The following is a 25,629-nucleotide window of genomic DNA, read 5'->3' as shown; positions in this document are numbered from 1 at the left end:
ATGCGGATAGTATGCCATGCTCACCCACCCCCCACAGCCACGACGATTTCCAGGCGGTCGCCGTTGACCAGACCGGTCTGGCCATGCTGGCTGCGCGGCACGATGTCGCCGTTGCGTTCTACGGCGATCCGTTTGTCCTGGTAGCCCAGGTGGGCCACCAGATCCTGCACGGTGTGGACGTGTTCCAGGCGGGTTTCGTGGCCGTTCAGGTGAATGGTCAGACTCATGGCTGGGTCTCCTTCAGGCGAAGTGGTCCGTGGCAGCGATCAACTGTTTCAGGATACCGGGTTCGTCAAAGGCGTGGCCTGCATCCGGGATCAGGTGGAACGCGGCTTTGGGCCAGGCTTGATGCAGGTCCCAGGCGGATCTGGCCGGGGTGCAGGCGTCGTAGCGGCCTTGCACGATCACGCCGGGGATGTCCGCCAGTTTGTGTGCATCGCGCAGCAGCTGGCCTTCTTCCATGAAGCCTTTATTCACGAAATAGTGATTTTCGATGCGGGCGAAGGCCAGCGCCGCCTGGTCGGCGGCATGGGCTTGCTGATGCTGGGGATTGGGCAGCAGGCTGATGGTGTGGCTTTCCCATTGCGTCCAGGCATGCGCCGCCTGCAGTTGCGCCTGGGGATCGTCGCCGGTCAGGCGGCGGTGGTAGGCCGCGATCAGGTCGCCGCGTTCGGCCTCGGGGATGGGGGCCAGATAGCCTTCCCAGATGTCGGGGAACAGCCAGGATGCGCCCTCTTGGTAGAACCAGTGCAGCTCGGCCTGGCGCAGCAGGAAAATCCCGCGCACGATCAGGGCGCGCACCCGGTCTGGATGGGTTTCGGCATAGGCCAGGGCCAACGTGGAGCCCCAGGACCCGCCGAACACCACCATCTGTTCGGTTTTCAGGACGTCGGTGCGCAGCCGTTCGATGTCGGCCACCAGATCCCAGGTCGTATTGTGTTCCAGGCAGGCCGATGGGGTGGATCGACCGCAGCCGCGCTGATCGAACAGTAGAATGTTGTAGCGGCTGGGATCAAAGACGCGGCGGTGCGCCGGGGAACACCCCGCGCCTGGGCCGCCGTGCAGAAAGACCACCGGCGTGCCCTGCGGATTGCCGCAGAGTTCCCAATACACCCGATGGCCGTGGCCGGCTTCCAGCATGCCCTGGTCGTAGGGTTCGATTTCCGGATACATCATTCCGCCTTTGTGTCGTGTGCGGCGTCGGTTTGCACCCGCCGCGTGAAGATCAGATCCCAGACCCCGTGGCCCAGTCGCAGGCCCCGGTTCTCGAATTTCGTCAGGGGACGATAGTCGGGGCGGGGGGCATAGTCCGCGCAGGTGTTCTGCAGGCTGGCTTGCGCCGACAGCACTTCCAGCATCTGCTGGGCATAGTGTTCCCAGTCGGTGGCGCAGTGCAGATAGGCGCCCGGCGCCAGACGGCTGACCAGCAGTTCGATGAAGGCGGGCTGGATCAGGCGGCGCTTGTGGTGGCGCTTTTTCGGCCAAGGGTCCGGAAAGTAGATATGCGCACCGGCCAGCGAGCCCGGCGCGATCATGTCGCGCAGTACCTCGACCGCGTCATGCTGGATGATGCGGATATTGTCCAGTTCGTGTTCGTGGATGCGCTTCAGCAGGGCGCCCACGCCGGCGTTGAAGACTTCCACGCCCAGGAAATTGTCGCCCGGCCTTGCCTGGGCGATCTGCTGCGTGGTTTCGCCCATGCCAAAGCCGATTTCCAGAATCGTCGGCGCCTGGTGGCCAAAGGCCGCCGTCAGATCCAGCGGCGCATTCTGGTAGTGGATGGACCAGCGCGGCAGCCATTCGGCGATCGCCTGTTCCTGGCTGGGCGTGATGTGGGCGCGGCGATGGACAAAGCTGCGGATGTGCGTGCTGCCCGAAGGCATCTGCGCCGTCACGATGGGCGGGGGGGGACTTTTGGGGGTTCAAAATGAGGTAAAATGCAGGGCTTCAGGGATTCTCGTGGTCTTCAATTTTACCCACAAATCCTTGCGCATCAGTCGATTGCATCGATTGCGGGTGTAGTTTAATGGTAAAACTTGAGCTTCCCAAGCTTACGTCGTGGGTTCGATTCCCATCACCCGCTCCAGAATTCAAGAAAGGCCCAGACTTCGGTTTGGGCCTTTCTGTTTTCTGGCCTGCCGTTCGAGTGTATCAGCTTCAGCCGCCACGCGATGGCATATCCATCCAAATATGAATCAAATGCTAGATTAATGATCATATTTGATTAGTTACGCTAAGGTGTTGATTGATTGACGTTCCTTGGATATGCTCATATATGAATGTATATCTTGATTCTCAATCCATATATGAGTGTGGTAGCGCATGCCATCTTCTGAGCAAAAACGATCAGGCGCGCGGGTAGCGTTCCCCCAGCCTGTCGCGCGCGCGTTGCGCCATCTTGGGCGGGATATCTCGACGGCGCGCCGAATGCGCCGATTAAGCCAGGAAGACCTGGCGCAACGCATCGGCACATCACTGAGTACCGTCAGGCGCATGGAAGACGGCTATCCCGGCACTGCCCTGCATACCTTCCTGCGCGCCTTGCATGTGCTGGGTCGTCTGGATGCCTTGGCTCAGGTGATGGCCATGGAGCACGACGTGCTGGGTCTGGAACTGGTGCGGGAGCAGTTGCCGCAGCGGGTGCGGACTGCTTCCGGCGGCAAGCTGCAGGCCAGCAATCCCAAGCAGCCTAAAGAAAGCAATACAGAGGTGCGCACCGATGAACTGGAGGGCTTCTGATGGCGATCAAGCCACCCAGGCGGCGGGACCTTGAGGTGCACCTGGGCGCCAGCAGTCAGGTTGTAGGGCGGCTGCATCTGGGCAGCGGCAAGCGCAGTGCGTTCAGTTACGACGAACGCTGGCTGCGGGATGCTCGCTTCTTTACGTTATCGCCCGATCTGGAGCCGGTGCTGGGTGTTCAGCATCCCCAACAGGTATTCTTTCTTGCCCTGGAGGACACTGGGCCTGACTCCTGGGGAGAGCGCGTGATTCGGCGGGCTCATGCAAAGCTGCGGCAGCAAGACCGCGAGACTCCCGCGTTGGAACCCGTTGATTTCATGATGTGGGTGGATGATGAGGCGCGTGTTGGTGCGCTGCGCCTTTTCGATCCCCAAGCCAACGCGTATGTGCGCTCTGCGGCGGCGCCAGGGTACATGCCGCCGCTGGTGGCCTTGGGTGTCGTTGTGCAAGCAACCCGCGCCTTGGAAGAGGGCACGGAGAGTATGCAGGATCTCCAGTATCTACTGGGGCAGGGGACTTCGCTGGGAGGGGCTCGCCCCAAGGCGGCTGTCAGGGACGCTGATGGTCATCTGGCCTTGGCCAAGTTCCCCAGTCGAGCGGATCAGCGCGATGTGATCCGGGGTGAGGTCCTGGCCATGTTGCTTGCCGCCCAGGCGGGTATCAACGTGGCGACGGCGCGTGTGGAACTGATCGACAAGACGGCAGTCGCCATCATTCGGCGTTTCGACCGTGTCAGTGACGGAGGGCGTATCCCCTATCTGTCAGCGGCAACTATGCTGCAGTCTGATGGCCGTGAGGCGGCGCATGCCTATACGGAATTGGTGGATGTGCTGCTGCAGAAAGGCGCCAACCCGATCGTCGATATTCATGAGTTGTGGCGTCGCCTGGTCTTCAATTTCCTAATTTGCAACACCGATGATCACTTGCGCAATACCGGGTTCCTGTATGACGCGCGCAACCATGGGTGGCGCCTGTCGCCGGCTTTCGATCTCAATCCTATGCCGGGTGACCGTCGCGAGAGCAAGACATGGCTGACCGAGCACTCTGGGGTGATCGACAGTCGGGACGTACTGATGGAGGGGGCGCAATACTTTAGGCTGAGCGCGGATGAGGCAACTGCGATCTGGCATGAGGTCGCTCAGGCAGTGGACCGCTGGCGCGTTGTAGGCAAGCGCTTGGGCATGCGAAGCGCTGATTGGCGGGATTTTGAACCGGCATTTGTATAGAGCCGGCACGATCAATAGCGATATGACAGGCATGCAAGGCGATCTTTTCGACGATGTGGTTTCCCAACCCCGGACCGAACCCCGGGCCATGACGGCCTCTAGCACCCGTCCGGCCGCATCCGTCCGCCGCAACACCTCCAAAGTACGCCCCGCCCCCGCCGCAGAAGACTGGCGCGGCCTGGCGCAGCAGCTGCCTGCATCGCTGCGTTTCGGCGTCTCGACCTGGTCCTACCCGGGCTGGGATGGCCTGGTCTGGGATGGCGAATACGATCCGGGCGTGCTGTCCAAGCACGGCCTGGATGCCTACCATCAGCACCCCTTGCTGCGCACGGTGTGCGTGGACCGGACCTTCTGGCGTCCGCTGACGGCGGGCCAATATGCCGGGTATGCGGCTCAGGTCGGTGATGATTTTCGCTTCGTCGTCAAATGTCCTGCCAGCATCACCGATGCCCAGATCCGCAGCGACGAGGGCAAGGCGCAAAAACCCAACCCGGATTTTCTGGACCCGCGTCTGGTAATCGAACGCTTTGTGCAGCCGACGCTGCAAGGCCTGGGCGCCAAGCTGGGCGTGCTGGTCTTTCAGCTCAGCCCTTTGCCTTGGGAATGGCTCAGCCAGCCCGTGCGCTTGCTGGACCGGCTGGGGCAATTGCTGGACGCCGTCCGGCAGGCGCTGCCTGCGGGTGCTGGCGTGATTGTCGCTGTGGAAGTCCGGGACCCGGAATTATTGAGCCAGGCTCTGGTGCAGGTGCTCCAGGCGCATGACGCCACCTTTTGCCTGGGCCTGCATGGCAAGATGCCGCCGATCGAGGATCAACTGCCTCTGCTGCGCGCGCTCTGGCCGGGGCCGCTGGTCTGTCGCTGGAGCTTGAACCGCATCTTCGGTGCGTATGGCTATGCCGATGCGCAGAAAAGGCACGATCCCTTCAATGCCATCCTGAGCGAAGACGCGCATACGCGCACCGTGCTGGCGCGTACCATTCGCGGCATCGCGGGCGCGGGCCAGCCCGCCTATGTGACCATCAGCAATGATGCCGAGGGCTGCGCGCCGCTCTCCATCCAAAAGCTTGCGCAGGCGGTGGCGCAATAGGCCGGGTGCGTCAGAATCCCAGCAGGATCGCCGCTGCGCCCGTCAGGGCGCCCAGTATCACGATGCCGATGATCATGACGGCCAGATCCGTGCGCCGGAAGGAACGGGCCACCATGGCCAGCGACGGCAAGCTGACCGGGGGCAGTGTCACCAGCAGCGCCGCGGCAGGGCCGGCAGCAACGCCCAGCGCCAGCATGGCCTGGACGATGGGGACTTCGCCGGCGGTGGGGATGACAAAGAGCATCCCGACCAGCGCGGCGCCCAGGATCCACAGCAGGCTGTTGTCGATGCTCATGTCCAGCACCGGAAACAGCCAGGCGCGGGCTGCGCCCAGCAGCAGCACCAGGACCAGATATTCGGGCAGCAGGCGCAGCGCCATGCCGCTAAAGGCCTGTACCCAGCGCCGCAGCATGGATGAGGCATCCATCGGTGCGCACGTATCCGTCGCAGCGCCAGGGGCGTCCGCAATGGCTGTCGCAGTCGTTGGCGGCTCGGCGCGATTCAGGCGGTTGATCAGCCACCCCAGCCCCAGCACCATCGTCAGCCCTGCAGCCAGCCGCAGCCCCGCCCATTGCCAGCCCAGCACAAAGCCCATGAACACCAGCGTCGCCGGGTTGAGCATCGTGTTGCCCAGCCAGTAGGCGGCGGTGCTGCCGGGGGCTGCGCTGCTCTGCCGCAGGCCGTTCACGACGGGGGCGGAGCAGCAGGTGCACATCATGCTGGGGATGGACAGCAGGCTGCCCGTCAGGACGCTGCCTGCGCCCGATCCCCCCAGCCAGCGCCGGATCCATTGGGGCGGCAGCAGGGCCTGTACGGCAGACCCCAGCAACAGCCCCAGGATCAGGGCCTTCCAGATCGCCCGGCCATAGGCGATGGCGTAGTCCAGCGCAGCCTGCAGATGAGGGGGCAGGCAGCAGGCCGTCGCTGCCGTTCAGGATGGAACTGCCGATGGATCGGGTTTGTTCAGCGACGAAGATCCGGTCGTAGTAAGGCGACCATTTCACGTAATACAGACCGGCCAGGGCGATCAGGACGAATACGCAAAAACCCCACAGGGGGTAGCGCGTGTGGGGATGGGGGGATGTGTTCAGCATTTGCTTATTTTACTGCGTGAGGTAAAGAGTCTTTGCAATCCGTTTGCCGCTGAAACACGGGTGTCCCGCCCTCCGTATGGTTGATATGATGAGGTCCGTTTCACCCGAAAAATGTTTCATGAAAAAGACACTCGCCATCTGCTCTCTGGCCCTGTTGCTGGGCGCGTGCGCCCAGACGCCGACCTCTCTTCCCGCTGCGTCGGATTCCGCTGCCATGACGACTGCCACCCCCGTATCCCTGGATACCCGCACCTTGGCCGCCTATGACTGGCATCTGACGGACAGCCAGGATGCCCAGGGCCGCGCCATCGCGGCGCTGGGAGCCAAGACCGGCAGCCCGGTACGCTTGACGTTTTCCGATCAGGCCATTCAGGTGCTGGGCGGCTGCAATACGCAGTTTGGCGCTTATGCCCTGACATCCGGCAGCCTGCAGGTGCGGGGGTTGGCCGGCACCATGAAGGCCTGCGCCCCGGATCTGATGCAACGGGATCGCGCGATGGCCGATCTGCTCAGCGGTCCGCTGACGGCGCAGATCGGCGGCCAACCTGGGGATCCGTCTTTGTCGCTGACGACGCAGACGGGCAAAGTATTGCGCTTTGCCGGCACGCCGACGCCAGAAACCCTGACCGGCAGCCAGGGCAAGACGGAATTCCTGGAAATCGCCCCTCAGACCGTGGCCTGCAGCCATCCCCTGATCCCGGATCATCGGTGCCTGAGCGTGCGTGAACGCCGTTACAGCGATGCTGGTGTGCTGGCGCCGGCAGCGGGGCCGTGGCGCCCGCTGTATGAATCGATCCAAGGATATACGCATCAGGATGGCCAAAAGGCCATCCTGAGAGTCAAGCGTTATGACTGGAAAAAACCGCCGGCCGATGCGTCGTCCATCCTGTATGTGCTGGATCTGATCGTGCAGCAGGGGCGGTAAGGCGCACCTGGCGCAGGGCCGGGCTTAGGCCCCGGCGCCAGAGGCGGACGGCGCCACCCCGCGATGCCGCAGCAGCCGCAGGCCGTTGCCCACCACCAGCAGGCTGGCGCCGACATCGGCGAACACCGCCATCCACATGGTGCCCAGACCGATCACCGTCAGCACCAGGAAGACGGCCTTGATCGACAGGGCCAGGGCGATGTTCTGGATCAGGATGCGATGCGTCGTCCGCGACAGGCCGATGAACCAGGGGATCTTGCGCAGGTCGTCGTCCATCAGGGCGACGTCGGCCGTTTCGATGGCGGCATCCGTGCCCATGGCGCCCATGGCGAAGCCGATATTCGCGCGCGCCAACGCGGGGGCGTCATTGATGCCGTCGCCCACCATGCCCACGGCGATGCCATCGGCGGCCAGCCCTTCGATCACCTGCAGTTTGTCTTCAGGCAGCAGATTGCCTTCGGCGCGGTCGATGCCGACCTGGGCGGCGATGGCAGCGGCCGTATGCGGGTTGTCGCCTGACAGCATGGCGGTGCGCACCCCCTGATCATGCAGGGCCTGGATGGCGGCGGCGCTATCGGGTTTGACGGTGTCGGCCACCGCGTACAGGGACAGCACCTGCTGCATATCCGTCAGCATCACCACGGTCTTGCCCTGTTGTTCCAGGGTGTTCAGGCGGGTTTCCAGTTCGGGGGAGCACAGGCCCTGCTCGTGGATCAGGCGGTGGTTGCCCAGCTGGTATTGCGTCTGTCCGATCCGCGCCTGGGTGCCGCGCCCCGGCAGCGCCTCGAAATCCGCGACCTGTGCTGGCCCGGCGTTCCCCTGCTCGGCATCTGCTGCCAGGCCCTGCGCGATGGCGCGGGAGACAGGGTGATCGGAATGGCCAGCCAGGCTGGCGGCCAGTGCGTGGATACGGACATCGTCGTCGCCCAGGACCTGGCTATCCGTCAGGACCGGACGGCCATGGGTCAGGGTGCCGGTCTTGTCCAGCGCGATCCAGCGCAGCAGCCGGCCTTGTTCCAGGTGGACGCCGCCCTTGATCAGCACGCCATGGCGGGCCGCTGCCGCCAGGCCGCTGACGACCGTCACCGGGGTGGAGATCACCAGGGCGCAGGGGCAGGCGATGACCAGCAGCACCAGCGCCTTGTAGATCCATTCATGCCATCCGCCCAGCCCGAACAGGGGCGGCAGGACGGCGATCGCCAGCGCCAGCAGCACGACCAGCGGCGTGTAGACGCGCGCGAACCGGTCCACGAAACGCTGGGTCGGAGCGCGGGCGGATTGGGCCGACTCGATGGCCCGGATGATGCGCGCCAGAGTGGATTCGCCCGCAGCGGTCAGCACCTGATATTCCAGCGTGCCGGCGCCATTGATGGTGCCGGCGTAGATGGGATCGCCCGGCGTCTTGTCGATGGGCAGGCTTTCCCCCGTGATGGGCGATTGATCGACGGTCGAGCGGCCGGATTCAATCTGTCCGTCCAGGGCGATGCGCTCGCCAGGCCGCACGCGGACCCGGGCGCCCACCGGCACTTCCGCCGCCGGGACGTCTTGCCAGAGGCCATCGGGCTGCAGCACATTGGCCTGGTCCGGGGTCAGTTGCATCAGCCCCTGGATGGCATTGCGGGCGCGGTCCAGCGACAGGGCCTCGATGCGCTCGGCCAGCTCGTACAGCACCATGACCATGGCGCCTTCAGCCCATTGGCCCAAGATCAACGCGCCGGTCACGGCGATGCTCATCAAGGCGTTGATGTTCAGCTGGCCGTGCCGAATGGCTGTCCAGCCTTTGCGGTAGGTGCCCAGACCGCAGCCGGCCACGGCCAGCAGCGCCAGGATGGCGGAAGTCGGCCAGGGAGCGTCCACCCATTGGACGGCTTCAGCGGCCAGGGCGGCGACACCGGCGGCGGCCAGCGGCCACCAGGGGGCAGCGGGTTCGGCGGCGGGCGGCGTGTTGCCGTCGGCTTGTTCCGGAGTGAAGCCCAGGTCGCGGATGGCTTGCAGGATGGCGTCCAGCGCCGCCGGTGTGTGAACCACCGTCAGGACGCGCTGCATCAGGTTGAATTCCAGATGCCGGACGTCGGGCAAGCGGCCCAGGGACTGGCGAATCAGCGCTTCTTCCGTCGGGCAGTCCATCTGCAGGATGCGCAACTGGGTGCGCAGCGCGTCGCCGTCCGCCGTGGTGGCGGCCAGCGCCGTCATGACAGACTGGGGGGCGTGATCGGAGGCGCCGTGGCAGCAGGCGTCCACGCCGGCTGCGTGCGGCTCCGTCGGGTGCGATGGATGCTGGCCGGCATGTCCGTGCTGATGATCGTGACCCTGATGCGAGCAGGATGCCGGGTCGGTGTGGTGGGGCGCGTGAGGCATGGTAATGGTCCATGTGGTGTTCTATGATGCTAGTAGACACCTTGTAGTTGCTACAGGGTCAAGCCTCTTGTCGTTATGGATCGCGCATCATGAAAATCGGTGAACTGGCCCGCGCCGCCCACTGCTCTGCAGAGACCGTCCGCTTTTACGAGAAGGCGGGGCTTTTGCCTGCGCCGGAACGCAGCCAGGGCAATTACCGGCAGTACGGCCCCGCGCATCTGGAACGCCTGCGCTTCATCCGCAATTGCCGGGGGCTGGACATGGCCCATGACGAAATCCGCGCCTTGCTGGGCATGGTGGATCAACCGGCGCGGGATTGCGGCGCCATCAATCTGTTGCTGGACGAACATATCGCCCATGTGCAGGTGCGCCTGCGCGAATTGCAGGATTTGCGCCGCCAGCTGATCGGCCTGCGGGACCGGTGCCAGACCGAGCAGGCTGTCGATGCCTGCGGCATCGTGCAGGGCCTGACCAGCATGGAAACTGCGCCCGGCCCGCAGCACGCAACACACCTGTAGCGTGCGTCTGGCGTGCTGATCGCGGCGACGTCCCTAGACGGGGTCGAAGTGCGTCATGACGTCCAGCACCGGCAGATCGGCCATCACGCGTTCGCGGGCGGCCACTGCAATGGCGTGACCCTCGACGATGGTCAGTTGGCCATCCATTTCGATGTCGACTTCAACCCAGATCATGTCGCCCATCTTGCGCGTGCGCAGATCGTGGATGCCGCGCACGCCCGGCGTGGACAGGATGCGCGTGCGGATGGCCTGTTCGGTTTCGTCGTCGGCGGCGCGGTCCACCAGGTCGTTGAAGGCTTGCCAGGAAAATTTCCAGCCCATGCGGATGATCATCAGGCCCACGATCAGGGCGGCCAGCGGATCGGCCAGCGGCAGGCCGGCCAGGTTGGCGCCGATCCCCAGCGCCACCACCAGGGAAGACGCCGCGTCTGATCGCGCATGCCAGGCATTGGCGACCAGCATGGTGGACCGCACCCGGTGCGCCACGCGCAGCAGGTAGCGGAACAGCAATTCCTTGGACAGCAGGGCCAGCAGGGCCACGTAGAAAGCGACGGGGTGGACCACCGGGATCAGGTCCGGGGCCTGCAGGCGTTCGAAACTGCGCCACAGCATGCCCAGGCCCACGATGGCCAGCAGCAGGCCGATGCCCAGGGTGGCGGCGGTTTCAAAGCGCAGATGCCCGTAGGGATGGTCGGCATCCGGGGCTTTGGCGCTGTGTTTGTTGGCGAACAGCACGATGCCGTCGGACACCAGATCCGATAGCGAATGGATGGCGTCGGCCACCAGGGCCTGGGAATGCGCAAACAGGCCGATGATCATCTGTGCAGCGGTCAGCAGCAGATTGACCCAGACGCTGATCCAGGTACTGCGGCGCGCGGCGGCCTGGCGCTCAGGCGTATCGGTATGGGTATCGGAAAGCGGGGACATGCTCGCCAGTATACGGGCGCTCGCCGCAAAAGCGTGCAGTACACTGACACCCCAGTCAGCTATACGGGATTGCGGCCCGCATGCAGTTTCATTTTCCCTCGACAGTCGCGCGCAGCGCGCGGCAGATGCGCCGGTTCCCCTGGCATTGGCTGATCGCCGTCTTGGTCGCCATCGACGGGTTCGTCTTCTTGCAGCCGTTCTGGCAGGCCATCAGCCGCCAGGGGTTGCTGCAGGCCTTGCAGGTCAGCGACACCGCCAGCGTGACGGCCTTTCTGGATTCGGGCGGTATTGCGCAGATGTCGCGCCTGATGCTGGGGCTGGGCGTGCAGGTCATGGCGGTCGGCCTGCTGTACCGGGCGCGGATCGCCTGGGCCATGAGCCTGCTGTTGCTGGCCGTGGTGGGTACTTATTCCCTGTGGCACGGCCAGGGGCATCTGGGCCTGCTGGTCTACACCGTCGTGTTGGTTGCGGTGCTGATCGGCTATTGGCGGCATTTCGACCGGGCCAGCCTGACGGCGGGCAGTCTGTTTGCCGTGCTCAGCGTGGCCAGCCTGCTGGTGTATGCCGTGTTCGGCATCCTGTACCTGGGCGATGAGTTTTCCCCGCCGGTGCACAATCCCGTCACGGCCCTGTATTTTTCCATCGTCTCCATGTCCACGGTGGGCTATGGGGACATCAGCCCGCAGACCGACGCTGCGCGGCTCTTCACGATTTCCATCATCATCCTGGGGATTACGGTCTTTGCGACCTCCATCAGCGCCGTGGTCGGGCCCTTGATCGGGGGCAACATCCGGCGATTGGTGCGCGGCAGGACCTCACATATCATGCGGAAAAACCACATTATCCTGGCCGGGGTCAGCCCCTTGGCGCAAAGCCTGCACACCGCCCTGCGCCAGCGCGGCCACGATGTGACGACCATCGTGCCCGTGGCCGACGGACATCCATATCCTGCAGATGCCGATGTCCTGGAAGGCGATGCCTCTGAAACCAGCATCTTGCAGCAGGCGGGGGCGGCCCAGGCGCGCTACATCCTGGCCTTGCGCCAGGATGATGCGGAAAATGCCTTTATCGTCATGGCGGGCCGCGAAGCGGGCGGGCCCGATACCAAGCTGGTCGCCCTGGTGAATTCGCCCATGCACCTGAGCAAGATCCGCCGGGTCAATCCCGATATCGTGATTTCCCTGCAGGCGCTGGGCAGCGAAATTCTGGCGCGCACCCTGAGCGGAGAGATCATCGACGAAGCCTTGATCACCCGCTTGTTGTTCGGGGAAAAGACCCCCGGTCAGTGAATCCGCATCCCCGGCTGGGCGCCTTCCCAGGGTTCCAGCACGTAGATGCCGGGATGGGTTTTTTCATCGGCGTGACTGGCGGCCAGCACCATGCCTTCGGACACGCCGAAGCGCATCTTGCGCGGCGCCAGATTGGCCACCAGCACGGTCAGCTTGCCGGTCAGGTCTTCGGGCTTGTACATCGACTTGATGCCGGAAAACACCTGGCGCAGGCGGCCTTCGCCCGCGTCCAGAGACAGGCGCAGCAGCTTGTCCGAGCCTTCGACTGCGCTGCATTCGACGATGCGGGCGATGCGCAGGTCGATGCGGGCGAAATCCTTGATGTCGATGGTGTCCGCAATCGGTTCGCCGCCGGGGATGGCGACGGGTTCTTGGGGCGGTTCGATCAGGGCGTCCAGCAGGGCCGGATCGACGCGCTGCATCAGATGCTTGAAAGCGTTGATGCGCGAAGGCAGGTCGTCGGCATCGGTCCAGACATAGGCCTGAGAGCGGCCGAACAATTCGCGGGCGACGCGATCCGTCAGCGCCGGCAGCACCGGCGACAGCATGACCGACAGGGCCTGGAAGCCCGCCAGGGCGCGTGAGCAGATGTCTTGCAGTTCCGCTTTTTGCGCGGGTTCGGCCTGGGCGATGCCTTTGGCCAGCACCCAGGGCTGGGCGGCGTCAAACGCCTGGTTGATCTTGTCGGCCTGCGCCATGATGCGGCGGATGGCGCGGCCATATTCGCGGGCCTCGAAATCGGCTTGGACATCCGCTGTGCAGGCGCGCAGTTCGGCGCGCAGGGCATCCGTGTCGCCTGCATAGGCCAGGGCGCCATCGAAATGGCGGCTGATGAACGTCGCGGCGCGGCTGGCGATGTTGACGTATTTGCCGATCAGGTCGCTATTGACGCGGGCGATGAAATCATCCGGGTTGAAGTCCAGGTCCTCGACGTGTGCGTTCAGTTTCGCGGCGATGTAATAGCGCAGCCATTCGGCGTCCATGCCGATGTCCAGGTAGCGCAGCGGGGAAATCCCCGTGCCCCGGCTTTTCGACATTTTTTCGCCGCTGACGGTGATGAAGCCGTGCACGTGCAGCAGATCGGGCGTCTTGCGGCCGGAAAATTTCAGCATGGCCGGCCAGAACAGGGCGTGGAAATAGACGATGTCCTTGCCGATGAAGTGCACCTGTTCCGTATCGCCGCCGGGGGCCAGCAGGGCGTCGTAATCCAGGCCCTGTTGCTGGCAGTAGGCTTTCAGCGAGGCCAGGTAACCGACCGGGGCGTCCAGCCAGACGTAGAAATATTTGCCCGGCGCATCCGGGATGGGAATGCCGAAATAGGGCTCGTCGCGGGAAATATCCCAGTCGGCCAGATTGGCTTCGGCCCCTTCGGCGGTGCCCAGCCATTCACGGGTCTTGCCCAGGACTTCAGGTTGCAGCCGGGGCGTGCCGTCGGTGCGGCGGCCATTGGTCCATTCTTGCAGAAAGGCTACACAGCGCGGGTCGGACAGGCGAAAGAAGAAGTGCTCTGAGCTGCGCAACACCGGCCGCGCCTTGGTCAGGGTGGAGTACGGGTCGATCAGCTCGGTCGGGTTGTAGACGGCGCCGCAGGATTCGCAGGAATCGCCGTACTGGTCCTTGGTGTGACAGCGCGGGCATTCGCCCTTGATGTAGCGGTCGGGCAGGAACATGCCCTTGACCGGGTCGTAGAACTGTTCGATTTCGCGGCTGTCGATGAAGCCGGCCGACTTCAGGGCGCGGTAGATGTCCTGGGACAGCGCGACGTTTTCCGGCGTATCGGTGCTGTGCCAGTGATCGAAGCGGATGTGAAAGCCATTCAGGTATTTCGGCCGTTCGCCGGCATAACGGGCGACCAGCGCCTGGGGCGTGATGCCTTCAGCCTGCGCCTTGAGCATGATGGGCGCGCCATGGGCGTCGTCCGCACCGACGAAATGCACAGTATGGCCTGCCATGCGCATCGCCCGCACCCAGGTGTCGGCCTGGATGTATTCCATGATGTGGCCGATATGGAAGGAGCCGTTGGCGTAGGGCAGGGCGGTGGTGACGAAAATCGTGCGCGACATGAGGGGGCGGGCGGAAGGTCGAAAGGTATTGATTCTAGCAGTCCGCCCAGGGCCGCCACGCCAAGCGCGACGGCCCGGAGGCCGGCAGCCGGTCCGGGTCGTCCAGAGAGGCGCGTCTTGTCAGGGAATTTCGCGCATTTCGATATCGGTCACATCCTGGCGGCGGGCCGGATCAGAGGGATGCGTCCAGGGGCCGGGGCGCGCAGGCATCGGCGGGCGCCGGCGTTCGGCCCAGTAGGCTTTGACGCCGAAAGGACGGCCTTGCAGGCGGGCCACGATATACAGGATGCCGATGGCCAGGATCGTCGAGGCCATGAAGACAAAGGCCATGATCAGGCCGAAAAAGGCCAGGATTAGGAACAGGGCGGCTCGCAGGATTCGTTGAATGATGTTCATAAGAGTAGGACCTGTAGTGCCGAAAAAAAGTTGCGGGCGGCGACACGGCGCCGCCGGGAATGGTGCGGGCATGGATGCGGTCACATGCATATTGGGGTCAATCCGTAGATTTCCAGGGGAATCCGCTATGCTTGTGGTTTCGATTGTTTTCATCCGGATCCCCTATGAGCACTACCCCCCAGGACATCCGTTCGGCCTTGTCGCGGGTCATCAATCCCGATACCCGCAAAACGCTGGCAGTGACGGAACCCGAACTGCAGATTGCATCGGTCGACAATGCCTTTGATATCACTGTAACCCTGGGCTATCCCGTATTCAATGGCGAACAGGCCCTGCGCGAGGCGATCCAGGCGGCGTTGGCCGCGGCCGGCATCCCTTTGGGTACGCTGGCTTTCCGCTCGAAGATCGCCACGCATGCGGTGCAGCGCGGCTTGCGGCCGCTGGATTCCGTGCGCAACATCATCGCTGTGGCCTCCGGCAAGGGCGGCGTGGGCAAAAGCACGACTTCGGTGAACCTGGCCCTGGCCTTGCAGGCCCAGGGCGCGCGGGTCGGCCTGCTGGATGCCGATATCTATGGCCCCAGCGTGCCCATCATGCTGGGCTTGTCGGGCAAGCCCAAAAGCACCGATGGCAAGAGCATGGAACCCCTGGTGGGCCACGGCTTGCAGGCCAACTCCATCGGTTTCCTGATGGACGATGACGGGCCGGCCATCTGGCGCGGCCCCATGGTCACGCAGGCGCTCACGCAGTTGCTGTCGCTTACCAAATGGAACGATCTGGATTATCTGATTGTGGACATGCCGCCCGGAACCGGCGATATTGCCCTTACCATGGCGCAAAAGGTCCCGCTGACGGGGGCGGTCATCGTCACCACCCCGCAGGACCTGGCTTTGGCCGACGCCCGCAAGGGCCTGATCATGTTTCAAAAGGTAGATGTCCCGGTGCTGGGGATCGTGGAAAACATGTCCATGCACGTGTGCTCGAACTGCGGGCACATCGAGCCCATCTTCGGGCAGGATGGCGGCCGCCAACTGGCGGCGACCTATCATCTGCCGTGGCTGGGCGCTTTGCCGCTGCAGCTCGATATCCGCCAGGAAACCGATTCCGGCCGGCCCAGCGTGGTGGCCTCGCCCGACGGCAATGCGGCTGCGCTCTATCACCAGATCGCCCGCCAGCTGGCGATTCATGTGGCGGGTCAGCCGCTGGATGATTCCGGGACGCGGCCCAAGGTCGTGGCGCGTCAGACCTGATGCATCAGGGGGATCTCCCGATTCCGACGCCGGGCCATCCTTGCACATCGAACCGGTGCGCAAGGATGGCCCGGTGGTTTGTGGTGCGCGGATTGTCCTGCCTGATGCTGGCGCTGCTGACCAGCCCGCCCGCGCTGGCGGCGCGTCCCGAAGTCATCATCGACCCCGGCGGGTCGCCCCCTAAGGTGCTGCAGGCCATCACCGAGGCCGTCGGCGCCATCACGCGCCTGGCCGAGGACCAGGATGTCCGCGAAGTCTCGCGACTGCGTCGGCGCGCCTGGGACGCGGCCCAGGCGGCCTTGCAGACGCAGGGATATTTTGACGCCAAAGTCACCTTGGATGTGTCGGAAGGCGCGCCCGACGGCGGCGAGTTCTGGGATATCACCATCGATCCGGGCACGCGCACACGGGTGCGCCAATTGGGGATGTCCTTTCAGGGAGGGCTGTCGGGCGCGGCTTACGCAGGCCGTCGGGATGTCTTGAAGGCCGACTGGCTGTTGAAGCCCGGCATGCCCTTTATCAACGACGATTGGCATACCGCCAAATCCGATCTGCTGGATGCCGTGGCGCAGCGCGATTTTTATTTCGCCCGGCTGAACCCGACGCGCGCCGTCGTTGACCCCCAGGCGGCCCAGGCGGATCTGGATGTCACGGTCGACAGCGGCCCGCCGGTCCGCCTGGGCAAGCTGCAGGTGATCGGCCTCAAACGGGTGCCCGAATCCCTGATCCACCGCTACATCCGGTATCAGCCCGGCGACTCCTACGACCAGACCCAGTTGGAAGACTGGCAGCAGGCTTTGCAGTCCACGACGTTTTTCCGCGGGGCATTCGTCACGCTGGCCGATGGCGCTGCCCCGGCTGATCAGGCGGCCGATCCGTCCGACCCCGGCATCGGCGCGGCGGCGTCCGCCGCCCGGCCTGATGGGGATGGCCCCGTGTCTTTGCCGGTGCGCGTTCAGGTAACGGAAGCCCCGGCCCGCTATGTCAGCGGGTCCTTGGGCGCCGACAGTGATCATGGGGTGCGGGTCGAAGGCCTGTACCGGCAGAATGTCGTTTATGGTCTGCCGGTCTGGATCGAGACCGGGGCCGGGGTGGACAAGAACCGCCAGCGGGCGTTTTTCGACGTGCACCTGCCGCCCACCCTGGATGGCTACAAGGATAGTGTCGGGGTGCTGTACGACCATTCCGATATCGAAGGGGTGGAGACCAGCCGCACCGGCATGGGGTGGAAGCGCACCCAGCAGCGGCAGGCTGCCGGCGATAGCCGCGTCGAATATGAAACTGCCTGGGCGGCATTGGTGGCCTACGACAAGACCCGGATTTCAGGGGCCTATCGCTACGAAGTGCCCAGTTGGGCGGCGACCTGGCAGTGGCTGCGGCGCGACGTCAATGCCAAATACGATCCGCGCGAAGGCAATCTGATCGAATTCGGCCTGGGGGTGGGGACAACGCTGGATGATGGGCAGGCTTTCTATCGCAGCAGCTTGCGTGCGCAGCAATGGTGGTCCCTCAGCGATCGGGATGTGTTGACGGTGCGCGGCGAGATCGGCAAGGTCTGGGCGCATACCCAGCGCTTGCCGCAGGATTTTTCCTGGCGTACCGGGGGGTCGCGCAGCATCCGCGGCTATCGCTATCAGAGCATCGGCCTGGAACGCGGCGATGCCGTGATCGGCGCGCCTGTGTTGGGTGTCGTCAGCCTGGAATACACGCATTATTTCACCGACATATTGGGCGCCAATGTGTTCGTGGATGCCGGAGATGCCGCGCCCGCCTTTGACCAGTTCGACTGGCATCTGGGCTACGGGGCGGGGGTGGCGGTGCGCACACCGGCGGGGCCGTTCAATGTCGATCTGGCCTGGGCGCAGAAAGATCGCCGCTTGCGCTTGCAGTTTTCGCTGGGGATCGCGTTTTGAACCGGCTGACGCAATGGCGCAATCGGCTCCGGCGCGGCCTGCGGGCCTTCTGGCTATGGGGTTTGCCGGCGGTGGTGACGGCCCTGGTGCTGATCCTGGGGTTTGCCTGGTGGTGCGTGGCCAGCCCGGCCGGCACGCGCTGGCTGCTGCGCACGGCCGTGGCCCAATTCGATGGACAGATCCAGGGTGTGCGCGGGTCCATCCGCCAGGGCCTGTATGTCGAAGGCCTGAATCTGTCCCTGCCCGATATGGATGTCCGGGTGCTGGGCCTGCATCTGAAAGCCTTGTGGCCTGAATTGCTGGACCGCCGCCTGCATATCAATGATCTGTCGGCGGTGCGGGTGGATGTCACGGTCAGGCCTTCGGTCGATCAGTCGCCCGCGTCCACGGAACCTTTCCAGATGCCGGCGCTGCCCTTGGGGCTGCGCGTGGACCGCCTGTCGCTGGGGGGGCTGGGCCTGCATATGGGGGCTGCCGGGCTGCCGGTGGAGCTGCTGTCGGTATCGACGGCGCTGACCCTGGATGCCCATACCGCCACTGTCGTCCTGGACCAGCTGCAGCTGGCGCATGGCGCCACCCTGCTGTCGGCCAATGGCAATCTGGCCGTGCGCGGCCTGGCCGCCCCCTGGCCTTTTGAATTGAACCTGCATGGCACGGCGCAGGATCGCAGCCCGCAGTCACCGGTCTGCTTCAAGCAGCTGCTGCAGGGGGCGACGCCAGCGGTTGCGGACACGGCTGCGGTAAACACTCCACCTTGCCGGATCGATCTGGATCTGCGGCTGGCGGGTACGTTGGATGCCGTTCATGTTCAGGCCCGGGGCCGGGGCGAGGGCGCGACGCTGCAGGCGGATGCCGACGTCTTTCCCCTGCAGGCGTTTCCTCTGGGCCAGACCCAGGTGGCGCTCCGCCTGCCGGGACAGGCGGAATTGGATTTCAATGTGCAGCCCGGCCGGATCGGGGCGGATGGTCTGCGGCCTGTAAAGGCCGCCCTGAAAGCCCAAGGCTTGGTGTTGACGCCCTGGCTGCCCGACGATCTGGGGCCGGCTCGCCTGGATCTGGATGGCGAGCTGCAGCTGCGGTTGACAGCGGGGCAGCAGGTACAGGATCTGGGGCTGGCCTTGCAGATCGACCCCGCCAGCCGCTGGAACGGCCAGCCGCTGGGGGGGCATGTCCGCATCGCGCGCCTGGCCAGTGATGGCGGGCCTTTGCTGGACGCGGAAAGCGCCGTGCCGCCCGCTGTGTCGGGCATCCGGGCGGATGGGGTGGATGTGGCGCTGACCCTGGGGTCTGGTCGCGTGCGGCTGGATGGCAATGTCGCCGCCAGCCAGACCAAGCTGTCCTTGCAGGCGCTGATGCCTGCTTTAGCGGCTGTCTGGCCGGGCGTGCCGGGCGGAGCAGACCTGAAGCTGAGTGCCGACGGTTCTTTGGAGCAGCACCGCCTGTCCTTGCAAGGACAGTATGTGCCGCCCGATGCCCAGGCAGGCATTCCAGGGCAGGCGCCCGTGGACCTGCAGCTGGCGCTGGATGGCGCCTGGTCGTCCGCAGCGGGCTGGCAGGGCCGCTTGACGGCTTTGCAGGTACAGCATGCGGGCGCTCAGCTGCGTAACCAGGGGGCCGTGACGCTGGCTGTCGATCCGGATGGCCGCTGGCGGGCAGGCCAGGCGCTGCTGGATGTCTTGCTGGACAGCCAGCCCTTGCTGCAGCTGCGTCATCAAGGATCGTCCGGACAGACCGGTCAGTGGGAAACTCAGGGCCGGATCGAGCCTCTGATCGTGAGCCCGGAACGCATCACTCAGCTGCAGGCGTGGCTGGGCAAGGCGGGTTCCCGAATGGGTGGGGTGCAGACCGCGTTGTCCGAACAGGCGCGACGCAGCCGTTTGCAGCTGGCGCTGGATTGGCAGCTGAAGTTTGCCGGGGCGCTGCAGGGCGATATCCGTCTGGCGCGCATCGACGGGGATCTGATCGTGCCGGGCGACATACCCATTGAATTGGGTCTGGAAACCGCCAAGCTGGATGTGTCGATCCGTCCGACGGCGGCGGCGGTCAGCCGCGTGGCGCTGGATCTGCAGGTCGATACGCGTGACATGGGCAAACTGCGCGTGCAGGCCGATACGCCGCTGCATGCCAGCCCCGGCGGCGGGCTGAGCATCCACCCGCAGGATGAAAAGCATTTCCGGCTGCAGGCGGAATCCGAAGACCTGGCCTGGGTGAACCTGCTGCTGGATGGCGCAGCCGAAGTCGGCGGCACCCTCCATGCGGACATCTCGGGCCGCAGTCTGGCGCGGGGCGGCTGGACCCTGAGCGGCCCTCTGCGTGGCGAAAATATCCAGTTGCTGGTCGTGGATCAGGGGGTGCGGCTGCTGAACGGCGACTTGCAGGCGCATTTCGACGGCGCTCAGCTGCTGCTGGATCATCTGCGCTTTCCGGCCGTGCGCCGGGTCGCCCCCAAGGAATGGCGCACGGCGACCTGGGTCGCCGAGAATCCCGATGCTCAGAACGGGCAGCTGGATCTGTCAGGGCAGTGGGATGTGACCGGAGAAGCCGGTCAGGTGCAGATCGCTTTTTCCCGCTACCCCATTTTGCAGCGTTCAGATCGCTACGCCATGATCACGGGGAATTTGCAGATCCGCGCCAGCCTGCCGCGTATCGATCTGAGCGGCAAGATCGTGGCCGATGCTGGCTGGTTCGATCTGGATATGCTGAACAACATCCCTTCCCTGGATGGCGATGTGGTGGTGCTCAAGCCCGGCGAAAAGGCGCCGGCTCCGGCACAAGGCCCGCCGTTGGACATGCGGGCGGATCTGACGGTCGATCTGGGGCCGCGCTTCTATCTGACCGGCTATGGCCTGGATTCCGGCTTGACCGGCAGCCTGAACCTGCACCTGAATCAGGGCAAACTCACCGCCCTGGGAGCGCTGCGCACGCGGGGCGGCGCCATCGATGCCTATGGCCAGCACCTGCAGTTGCGCCGGGGGACCGTGACGTTCCAGGGTGATATCAGCAACCCCGTGCTGGATATCCAGGCCCTGCGCACGGACGTCGCCGTCCAGGCCGGCGTGCGGGTGGCCGGGACGGCGCGGCGGCCGCGCATCGATCTGATGTCGATTCCAGACGTCAGCGAAACCGAAAAACTTACCTGGCTGCTGCTGGGGCATGGGCCGGACGACGGTGGCGGCGACATGTCGCTGCTGTTTTCGGTGGGCAGCTCTTTTCTGTCGGGCGGCGAGCCTTTTTACAAGCGTTTCGGACTGGATGAGCTCAGCATGCGGTCCGGCGAGTTGGGCAGCACCGGCAGTGTCTTGCCGGTGGAAAGCGTCGTCAGCGGCCTGGATACCGGGGCCAGCCCCATCGAGCAGCGCTTTGTCATGGCCAGCAAGACGCTCAGCAAGGATCTGAGCATCAGCCTGGAGCAGGCCTTGGCGCAGACCGGCACGGTCGCCCGCTTGAGCTATCGGTTGATGCGGGGCCTGCGGGCCGAGGCGGCGGCGGGCACGGTCAGCGGTCTGGCCCTGGTTTACCGCTGGATTTCCAAGGATTGACCGCTGTTTGCGATCATCGGGGTCGACGGACCGGGGTTTTCTCTTAAAATACGGCAACATTGAATCGAGGGTGTCCATGAGCATCAAGAACGACCGTTGGATCCGCCGCGCCTCGCAGGCCGGGATGATCGAGCCTTTCGAGCCCGGGCAGGTGCGTGTGGCCAATGGCCAGAAGATCGTCAGCTACGGCACCAGCAGCTATGGCTACGACGTGCGTTGCGCCCGTGAATTCAAGATTTTCACGAACATCAACTCGTCCATCGTCGATCCCAAGGCGTTCGATGAGCGCTCTTTCGTGGACTTCGAGGGCGACGTCTGCATCATTCCGCCCAATTCCTTCGCTCTGGCGCGCACCGTCGAATATTTTCGCATTCCGCGCACCGTGCTGACCGTCTGCCTGGGCAAAAGCACCTACGCCCGCTGCGGCATCATCGTCAACGTCACGCCGCTGGAACCCGAATGGGAAGGCCACGTGACGCTGGAATTTTCCAATACCACGCCCCTGCCGGCCAAGATCTATGCTGGCGAGGGCTGCGCCCAGATGCTGTTCTTCGAAAGCGACGAGGTCTGTGAAACCTCGTATGCCGACCGGGGCGGCAAATACCAGGGGCAACACGGGGTGACGCTGCCGCGCACCTGATTCCCAAACGCTGAAGGCTCCCGATCCGAGGCAGGACGGGGGCATGTCGGGTCGCGCAGGCGGCTCTTACGGTGATTGCCATGAAATTCCGCTTTCCGATCGTCATCATCGACGAAGACTATCGTTCCGAGAATGCCTCTGGCTTCGGTATCCGCGCCCTGGCGTCGGCTATCGAGGCCGAGGGCGTCGAGGTTCTGGGCGTCACCAGTTATGGCGACCTCAGTTCCTTTGCGCAGCAGCAAAGCCGCGCCAGCGCCTTCATTTTGTCGATCGACGACGAGGAATTCGACGAGGATTCCCCCGAAGACGTGGCCAACGCCATCAAGAACCTGCGTTCCTTTCATCGGTGAACTGCGCTTTCGCAACGAAGACATTCCCATCTATCTGTACGGCGAGACGCGCACCTCGCAGCACATTCCCAACGACATTCTGCGCGAGCTGCATGGCTTCATCCACATGTTCGAGGACACGCCGGAATTCGTGGCGCGCCACATCATCCGCGAGGCGCGCGCCTATCTGGACAGCCTGGCGCCGCCGTTTTTCCGCGAACTGCTGGAATATGCGTCCGACGGCTCCTATTCCTGGCATTGCCCGGGGCATTCGGGCGGGGTGGCGTTCCTGAAAAGCCCTGTGGGGCAGATGTTCCACCAGTTCTTCGGCGAAAACATGCTGCGCGCCGACGTCTGCAACGCCGTGGATGAGCTGGGCCAGCTGCTGGATCACACCGGGCCGGTGGCCGAATCCGAACGCAATGCCGCCCGCATCTTTCATGCGGATCACTGCTTTTTCGTCACCAACGGCACGTCCACGTCCAACAAGATCGTCTGGCACGCCAATGTGGCGGCGGGCGATGTGGTCGTGGTGGACCGCAACTGCCACAAGTCCATTCTGCACGCCATCACCATGACGGGCGCGATCCCTGTGTTTCTGCGCCCGACGCGCAATCACCTGGGCATCATCGGGCCGATTCCCCTGGAAGAATTCGATCCGGAAAACATCCGCAAGAAAATCGAGGCCAATCCTTTTGCCCGCGAAGCTGCCAACAAACGGCCGCGCATCCTGTCGCTGACGCAAAGCACCTATGACGGCGTGATCTACAACGTCGAAATGATCAAGGAAAAGCTGAACGCGGAAATCGACACCCTGCATTTCGACGAAGCCTGGCTGCCGCATGCCGCCTTTCACGAGTTCTACGAGGACATGCACGCCATCGGGCCCAACCGCCCGCGCAGCCACGACACCATGGTCTACGCCACGCACTCCACGCACAAGCTGCTGGCGGGGCTGTCGCAGGCCTCGCAGATCGTGGTGCAGGATTCCGAGACCCGCAAGCTGGATCGCAACATCTTCAATGAAGCCTTCCTGATGCACACGTCGACCTCGCCGCAGTACGCCATCATTGCGTCCTGCGACGTGGCGGCGGCCATGATGGAACCCCCCGGCGGCACCGCCCTGGTGGAAGAATCCATCCGCGAAGCCCTGGATTTCCGCCGCGCCATGCGCAAGGTCGAGTCCGAATTCGGCAAGAACGACTGGTGGTTCAAGGTCTGGGGCCCGAACCGGCTGGTGTCCGAGGGCATCGGCAACCGCGACGACTGGCTTTTGGGGTCGGGCGACGAATGGCACGGCTTCGGCGATCTGGCCGAGGGCTTCAATATGCTGGACCCGATCAAGGCGACGGTCGTCACGCCGGGCCTGGATATATCGGGCACCTTTGCCGATACCGGCATCCCCGCCGCCCTGGTGTCGCGCTACCTGGTCGAACACGGTGTGGTGGTTGAAAAAACCGGCCTCTATTCTTTTTTCATTCTGTTCACCATCGGCATCACCAAGGGCCGCTGGAATACGCTGCTGACCGCTTTGCAGCAGTTCAAGGACGACTACGACCGCAACCAGCCGCTGTGGCGTGTGCTGCCGGAATTCAGCCGGGCGCACAAGCGCTACGACGGCATGGGCTTGCGGGATCTGTGCCAGGAAATCCACGAGGCCTATCGCCACTACGATTTCGCCCGCCTGACCACGCGGGTGTATCTTAGCGACATGGTGCCCGCGATGCGCCCGGCTGACGCCTATGCACGCATGGCGCACCGTGAAGTCGAACGCGTCCCCGTCGAACAACTGGAAGGCCGCGTCACCGGCGTGCTGCTGACCCCGTATCCGCCGGGCATTCCCCTGCTGATCCCTGGCGAACGCTTCAACCGCGATATCGTGGATTACCTGAAATTCACACAGGAATTCAATCAGCAGTTTCCGGGCTTTGAAACCGACGTGCACGGTCTGGCCTACGAGACCGACGATCACGGCCAACGCCACTATTACGTGGACTGCATCCGCGAGTGAAGCCTGCGTTTGACGTTGCCGTCATCGGGGCGGGAGCGGCCGGCCTGATGGCCGCCGCCGTGGCCGGCCAGCGGGGCTTGCGCGTGGTGCTGATCGACCATGCCACAAAGCTGGCTGAAAAAATCCGTATTTCCGGAGGCGGGCGCTGCAATTTCACCAATCTGGGCGCCAGCCCCGCCCAGTTCCTGTCGCGCAATCCGGACTTCTGCCGTTCGGCGCTGCGGGCCTATGGGCCGCAGGATTTTCTGGACCTGCTGCGCGCGCATGGCGTGTCCTGGCATGAAAAGCACCGCGGGCAGTTGTTTTGCGATGATTCCAGCGAATCCGTCATCGACCTGCTGCGCCGTGAGTGCGAGACGGGCGGCGTCGCCTGGCGCATGCCCTGCCGCGTGCAGTCCGTGGCGCGCGAACCTGATGGCTTCATCCTGTCCACCGATGCCGGGCCGATCCGGGCCGCGCAATTGGTGCTGGCAACCGGCGGCATGGCGATTCCCCAACTGGGTGCGACGGATTTCAGCCTGCGTATCGCCCGCCAGTTCGGGCTGCGCATCATCGAGCCGCGCCCGGCCCTGGTGCCGCTGAGCTTCGATACCGCCCATTGGCAGCCCTATGCGGCCCTGTCGGGGGTGGCGCTGGAAGTCTGCCTGTCGCATGAGCCGTCCGATGACGGCGCTGCAGCGCAGCGTCCGGCCGAAGGTGCGTCTTCCCCCGCGATCCCTGCGGAGGCAGGCTCGCCTGCCCGCCCGCCGCGTACCGGTCGCCACCAGCGCCGCCGCGCCGTGCGCGCCGAATTTCTTGAAGACCTGCTGTTCACGCACCGCGGCCTGTCGGGCCCCGGCATCCTGCAGATTTCCAGCTACTGGCAGCCGGGCGATCCGATCCGCATCGATCTGGCCCCTGGCCGGAGGATGGGCGATGCCCTGGTCGCCGCCAAATCGGGCAGCCGGCAGACGCTGCTGGGCGCGTTGTCCGGCATCTGGCCCCGGCGGCTGGCGGAAGCCTGGCTGGCGCAGGACGGCGGCCAGCGCCTGGCGGATCTGCCAGACCGTCAGTTGCGCGCCCTGGCCGACCGCATCCATGGCTGGACGCTCTGGCCCACCGGCACGGCTGGGTATAAAAAAGCCGAAGTCATGCGCGGCGGCGTGGATACGGATGAACTGGATCAACGCAGCCTGCAGGCGCATCGCTGCCCCGGCCTGTATATCGTGGGCGAGGCTGTGGACGTCACCGGCTGGCTGGGGGGGTACAACTTCCAGTGGGCCTGGGCCTCGGGCGTAGCGTGCGGGCGGGCGCTGGCGGCTGCCTGATGGCGTGCTGCATCGCAG

At 64.5% G+C, this 25,629-nt stretch carries 18 protein-coding genes, 1 tRNA gene and 2 pseudogenes; 13 read left to right on the top strand and 8 right to left on the bottom strand.

Features of this window, described 5'->3' with window-relative positions:
* Positions 1–20 precede the first annotated feature (20 nt).
* From thiS to trmB, 3 genes are read right to left on the bottom strand one after another with little or no spacing between them, the layout of a single operon-like run.
* The gene (thiS, locus tag VDP79_RS03710; protein WP_416233044.1) at positions 21–221 is read right to left on the bottom strand and encodes a sulfur carrier protein ThiS; all 201 of its coding nucleotides are present in this window, start codon (positions 219–221) and stop codon (positions 21–23) included.
* Between the two features lie 19 nt (positions 222–240).
* Positions 241–1,176: a prolyl aminopeptidase gene (gene pip / locus VDP79_RS03705; protein WP_323016871.1), complete on the bottom strand. Its 936-nt coding sequence runs from the start codon at positions 1,174–1,176 to the stop codon at positions 241–243.
* Entirely contained in the window at positions 1,173–1,883 is a 711-nt protein-coding gene (gene trmB / locus VDP79_RS03700; RefSeq protein WP_323016870.1) for a tRNA (guanosine(46)-N7)-methyltransferase TrmB, read from the bottom strand. Before trmB ends, pip begins: the two co-directional genes overlap by 4 nt.
* Positions 1,884–2,012: 129 nt before the next feature.
* Here trmB and VDP79_RS03695 point away from each other — a divergent pair.
* From VDP79_RS03695 to VDP79_RS03680, 4 genes are all read left to right on the top strand, one after another.
* Positions 2,013–2,086, top strand: a tRNA-Gly gene (locus VDP79_RS03695).
* Positions 2,087–2,427: 341 nt separating this feature from the next.
* The gene (locus tag VDP79_RS03690; RefSeq protein WP_416233038.1) at positions 2,428–2,739 is read left to right on the top strand and encodes a helix-turn-helix domain-containing protein; all 312 of its coding nucleotides are present in this window, start codon (positions 2,428–2,430) and stop codon (positions 2,737–2,739) included.
* Positions 2,739–3,965 (top strand): HipA domain-containing protein, encoded by a 1,227-nt coding sequence (locus tag VDP79_RS03685; RefSeq protein ID WP_323016868.1) that lies wholly within the window; start codon positions 2,739–2,741, stop codon positions 3,963–3,965. The genes VDP79_RS03690 and VDP79_RS03685 overlap by 1 nt, the downstream gene beginning before the upstream one ends.
* Before the next feature lie 31 nt (positions 3,966–3,996).
* On the top strand, positions 3,997–5,052 hold the full coding sequence (locus VDP79_RS03680; protein ID WP_416233037.1) for a DUF72 domain-containing protein: 1,056 nt from the start codon (positions 3,997–3,999) through the stop codon (positions 5,050–5,052).
* A gap of 10 nt (positions 5,053–5,062) precedes the next feature.
* Here VDP79_RS03680 and VDP79_RS03675 read toward each other — a convergent pair.
* Positions 5,063–6,146 (bottom strand): annotated as a pseudogene (locus VDP79_RS03675) (permease).
* Between the two features lie 118 nt (positions 6,147–6,264).
* Between VDP79_RS03675 and VDP79_RS03670 the strand changes: the two are divergent.
* Entirely contained in the window at positions 6,265–7,071 is an 807-nt protein-coding gene (locus VDP79_RS03670; protein WP_323016866.1) for an META and DUF4377 domain-containing protein, read from the top strand.
* A gap of 24 nt (positions 7,072–7,095) precedes the next feature.
* Here VDP79_RS03670 and VDP79_RS03665 read toward each other — a convergent pair whose 3' ends face one another.
* Complete coding sequence (locus VDP79_RS03665) at positions 7,096–9,429, bottom strand: heavy metal translocating P-type ATPase (RefSeq protein ID WP_323016865.1); 2,334 nt, start codon at positions 9,427–9,429, stop codon at positions 7,096–7,098.
* 89 nt (positions 9,430–9,518) lie between these two features.
* On the opposite strand from VDP79_RS03665, the gene cadR reads away from it, so the two are divergent.
* Entirely contained in the window at positions 9,519–9,947 is a 429-nt protein-coding gene (gene cadR, locus VDP79_RS03660) for a Cd(II)/Pb(II)-responsive transcriptional regulator (RefSeq protein ID WP_323016864.1), read from the top strand.
* A gap of 33 nt (positions 9,948–9,980) precedes the next feature.
* On the opposite strand, the gene VDP79_RS03655 is transcribed toward cadR, so the two are convergent.
* The gene (locus tag VDP79_RS03655; RefSeq protein ID WP_323016863.1) at positions 9,981–10,874 is read right to left on the bottom strand and encodes a cation diffusion facilitator family transporter; all 894 of its coding nucleotides are present in this window, start codon (positions 10,872–10,874) and stop codon (positions 9,981–9,983) included.
* Positions 10,875–10,954: 80 nt separating this feature from the next.
* Here VDP79_RS03655 and kch point away from each other — a divergent pair, with 80 nt between their 5' ends.
* Complete coding sequence (gene kch / locus VDP79_RS03650) at positions 10,955–12,163, top strand: voltage-gated potassium channel protein (RefSeq protein ID WP_323016862.1); 1,209 nt, start codon at positions 10,955–10,957, stop codon at positions 12,161–12,163.
* Here kch and metG read toward each other — a convergent pair.
* Entirely contained in the window at positions 12,157–14,226 is a 2,070-nt protein-coding gene (gene metG / locus VDP79_RS03645) for a methionine--tRNA ligase (RefSeq protein WP_323016861.1), read from the bottom strand. The two genes, kch and metG, sit on opposite strands and share 7 nt — an antisense overlap.
* A gap of 120 nt (positions 14,227–14,346) precedes the next feature.
* Positions 14,347–14,622: a hypothetical protein gene (locus tag VDP79_RS03640; protein WP_323016860.1), complete on the bottom strand. Its 276-nt coding sequence runs from the start codon at positions 14,620–14,622 to the stop codon at positions 14,347–14,349.
* Between the two features lie 164 nt (positions 14,623–14,786).
* Between VDP79_RS03640 and apbC the strand changes: the two genes are divergently transcribed.
* The 6 genes and pseudogenes from apbC (at position 14,787) to VDP79_RS03610 (ending at position 25,611) form a co-directional block, all read left to right on the top strand.
* Positions 14,787–15,872, top strand: coding sequence for an iron-sulfur cluster carrier protein ApbC (gene apbC, locus VDP79_RS03635; protein WP_323016859.1), 1,086 nt, complete (start codon positions 14,787–14,789; stop codon positions 15,870–15,872).
* Between the two features lie 65 nt (positions 15,873–15,937).
* Complete coding sequence (locus VDP79_RS03630) at positions 15,938–17,785, top strand: autotransporter assembly complex protein TamA (RefSeq protein ID WP_323016858.1); 1,848 nt, start codon at positions 15,938–15,940, stop codon at positions 17,783–17,785.
* Positions 17,782–21,324: a translocation/assembly module TamB domain-containing protein gene (locus VDP79_RS03625; protein WP_323016857.1), complete on the top strand. Its 3,543-nt coding sequence runs from the start codon at positions 17,782–17,784 to the stop codon at positions 21,322–21,324. The genes VDP79_RS03630 and VDP79_RS03625 overlap by 4 nt, the downstream gene beginning before the upstream one ends.
* A 76-nt stretch (positions 21,325–21,400) precedes the next feature.
* Positions 21,401–21,964, top strand: a complete 564-nt coding sequence (dcd, locus tag VDP79_RS03620; protein ID WP_323016856.1) for a dCTP deaminase — start codon at positions 21,401–21,403, stop codon at positions 21,962–21,964.
* Between the two features lie 80 nt (positions 21,965–22,044).
* Positions 22,045–24,304: pseudogene (locus VDP79_RS03615) on the top strand (Orn/Lys/Arg decarboxylase N-terminal domain-containing protein).
* Positions 24,301–25,611, top strand: a complete 1,311-nt coding sequence (locus VDP79_RS03610; protein ID WP_323016855.1) for an aminoacetone oxidase family FAD-binding enzyme — start codon at positions 24,301–24,303, stop codon at positions 25,609–25,611. The pseudogene VDP79_RS03615 and the gene VDP79_RS03610 overlap by 4 nt, the downstream one beginning before the upstream one ends.
* The last annotated feature ends 18 nt before the right edge of the window (positions 25,612–25,629 follow it).

Source organism: Castellaniella sp., assembly GCF_034675905.1.
In the GTDB taxonomy this organism is placed as follows: Bacteria; Pseudomonadota; Gammaproteobacteria; order Burkholderiales; family Burkholderiaceae_B; genus Castellaniella.
This window is presented reverse-complemented; position numbering and strand designations above follow the sequence as displayed.

Bases quoted from the DNA above. Each gene is read 5' to 3' on its own strand.
- pip (WP_323016871.1), bottom strand. From the start codon at position 1,176: ATGATGTATCCGGAAATCGAACCCTACGACCAGGGCATGCTGGAAGCC.
- trmB (WP_323016870.1), bottom strand. From the start codon at position 1,883: ATGCCTTCGGGCAGCACGCACATCCGCAGCTTTGTCCATCGCCGCGCC.
- VDP79_RS03690 (WP_416233038.1), top strand. From the start codon at position 2,428: ATGCGCCGATTAAGCCAGGAAGACCTGGCGCAACGCATCGGCACATCA.
- VDP79_RS03685 (WP_323016868.1), top strand. From the start codon at position 2,739: ATGGCGATCAAGCCACCCAGGCGGCGGGACCTTGAGGTGCACCTGGGC.
- VDP79_RS03680 (WP_416233037.1), top strand. From the start codon at position 3,997: ATGCAAGGCGATCTTTTCGACGATGTGGTTTCCCAACCCCGGACCGAA.
- VDP79_RS03670 (WP_323016866.1), top strand. From the start codon at position 6,265: ATGAAAAAGACACTCGCCATCTGCTCTCTGGCCCTGTTGCTGGGCGCG.
- VDP79_RS03665 (WP_323016865.1), bottom strand. From the start codon at position 9,429: ATGCCTCACGCGCCCCACCACACCGACCCGGCATCCTGCTCGCATCAG.
- cadR (WP_323016864.1), top strand. From the start codon at position 9,519: ATGAAAATCGGTGAACTGGCCCGCGCCGCCCACTGCTCTGCAGAGACC.
- VDP79_RS03655 (WP_323016863.1), bottom strand. From the start codon at position 10,874: ATGTCCCCGCTTTCCGATACCCATACCGATACGCCTGAGCGCCAGGCC.
- kch (WP_323016862.1), top strand. From the start codon at position 10,955: ATGCAGTTTCATTTTCCCTCGACAGTCGCGCGCAGCGCGCGGCAGATG.
- metG (WP_323016861.1), bottom strand. From the start codon at position 14,226: ATGTCGCGCACGATTTTCGTCACCACCGCCCTGCCCTACGCCAACGGC.
- VDP79_RS03640 (WP_323016860.1), bottom strand. From the start codon at position 14,622: ATGAACATCATTCAACGAATCCTGCGAGCCGCCCTGTTCCTAATCCTG.
- apbC (WP_323016859.1), top strand. From the start codon at position 14,787: ATGAGCACTACCCCCCAGGACATCCGTTCGGCCTTGTCGCGGGTCATC.
- VDP79_RS03630 (WP_323016858.1), top strand. From the start codon at position 15,938: ATGGCCCGGTGGTTTGTGGTGCGCGGATTGTCCTGCCTGATGCTGGCG.
- dcd (WP_323016856.1), top strand. From the start codon at position 21,401: ATGAGCATCAAGAACGACCGTTGGATCCGCCGCGCCTCGCAGGCCGGG.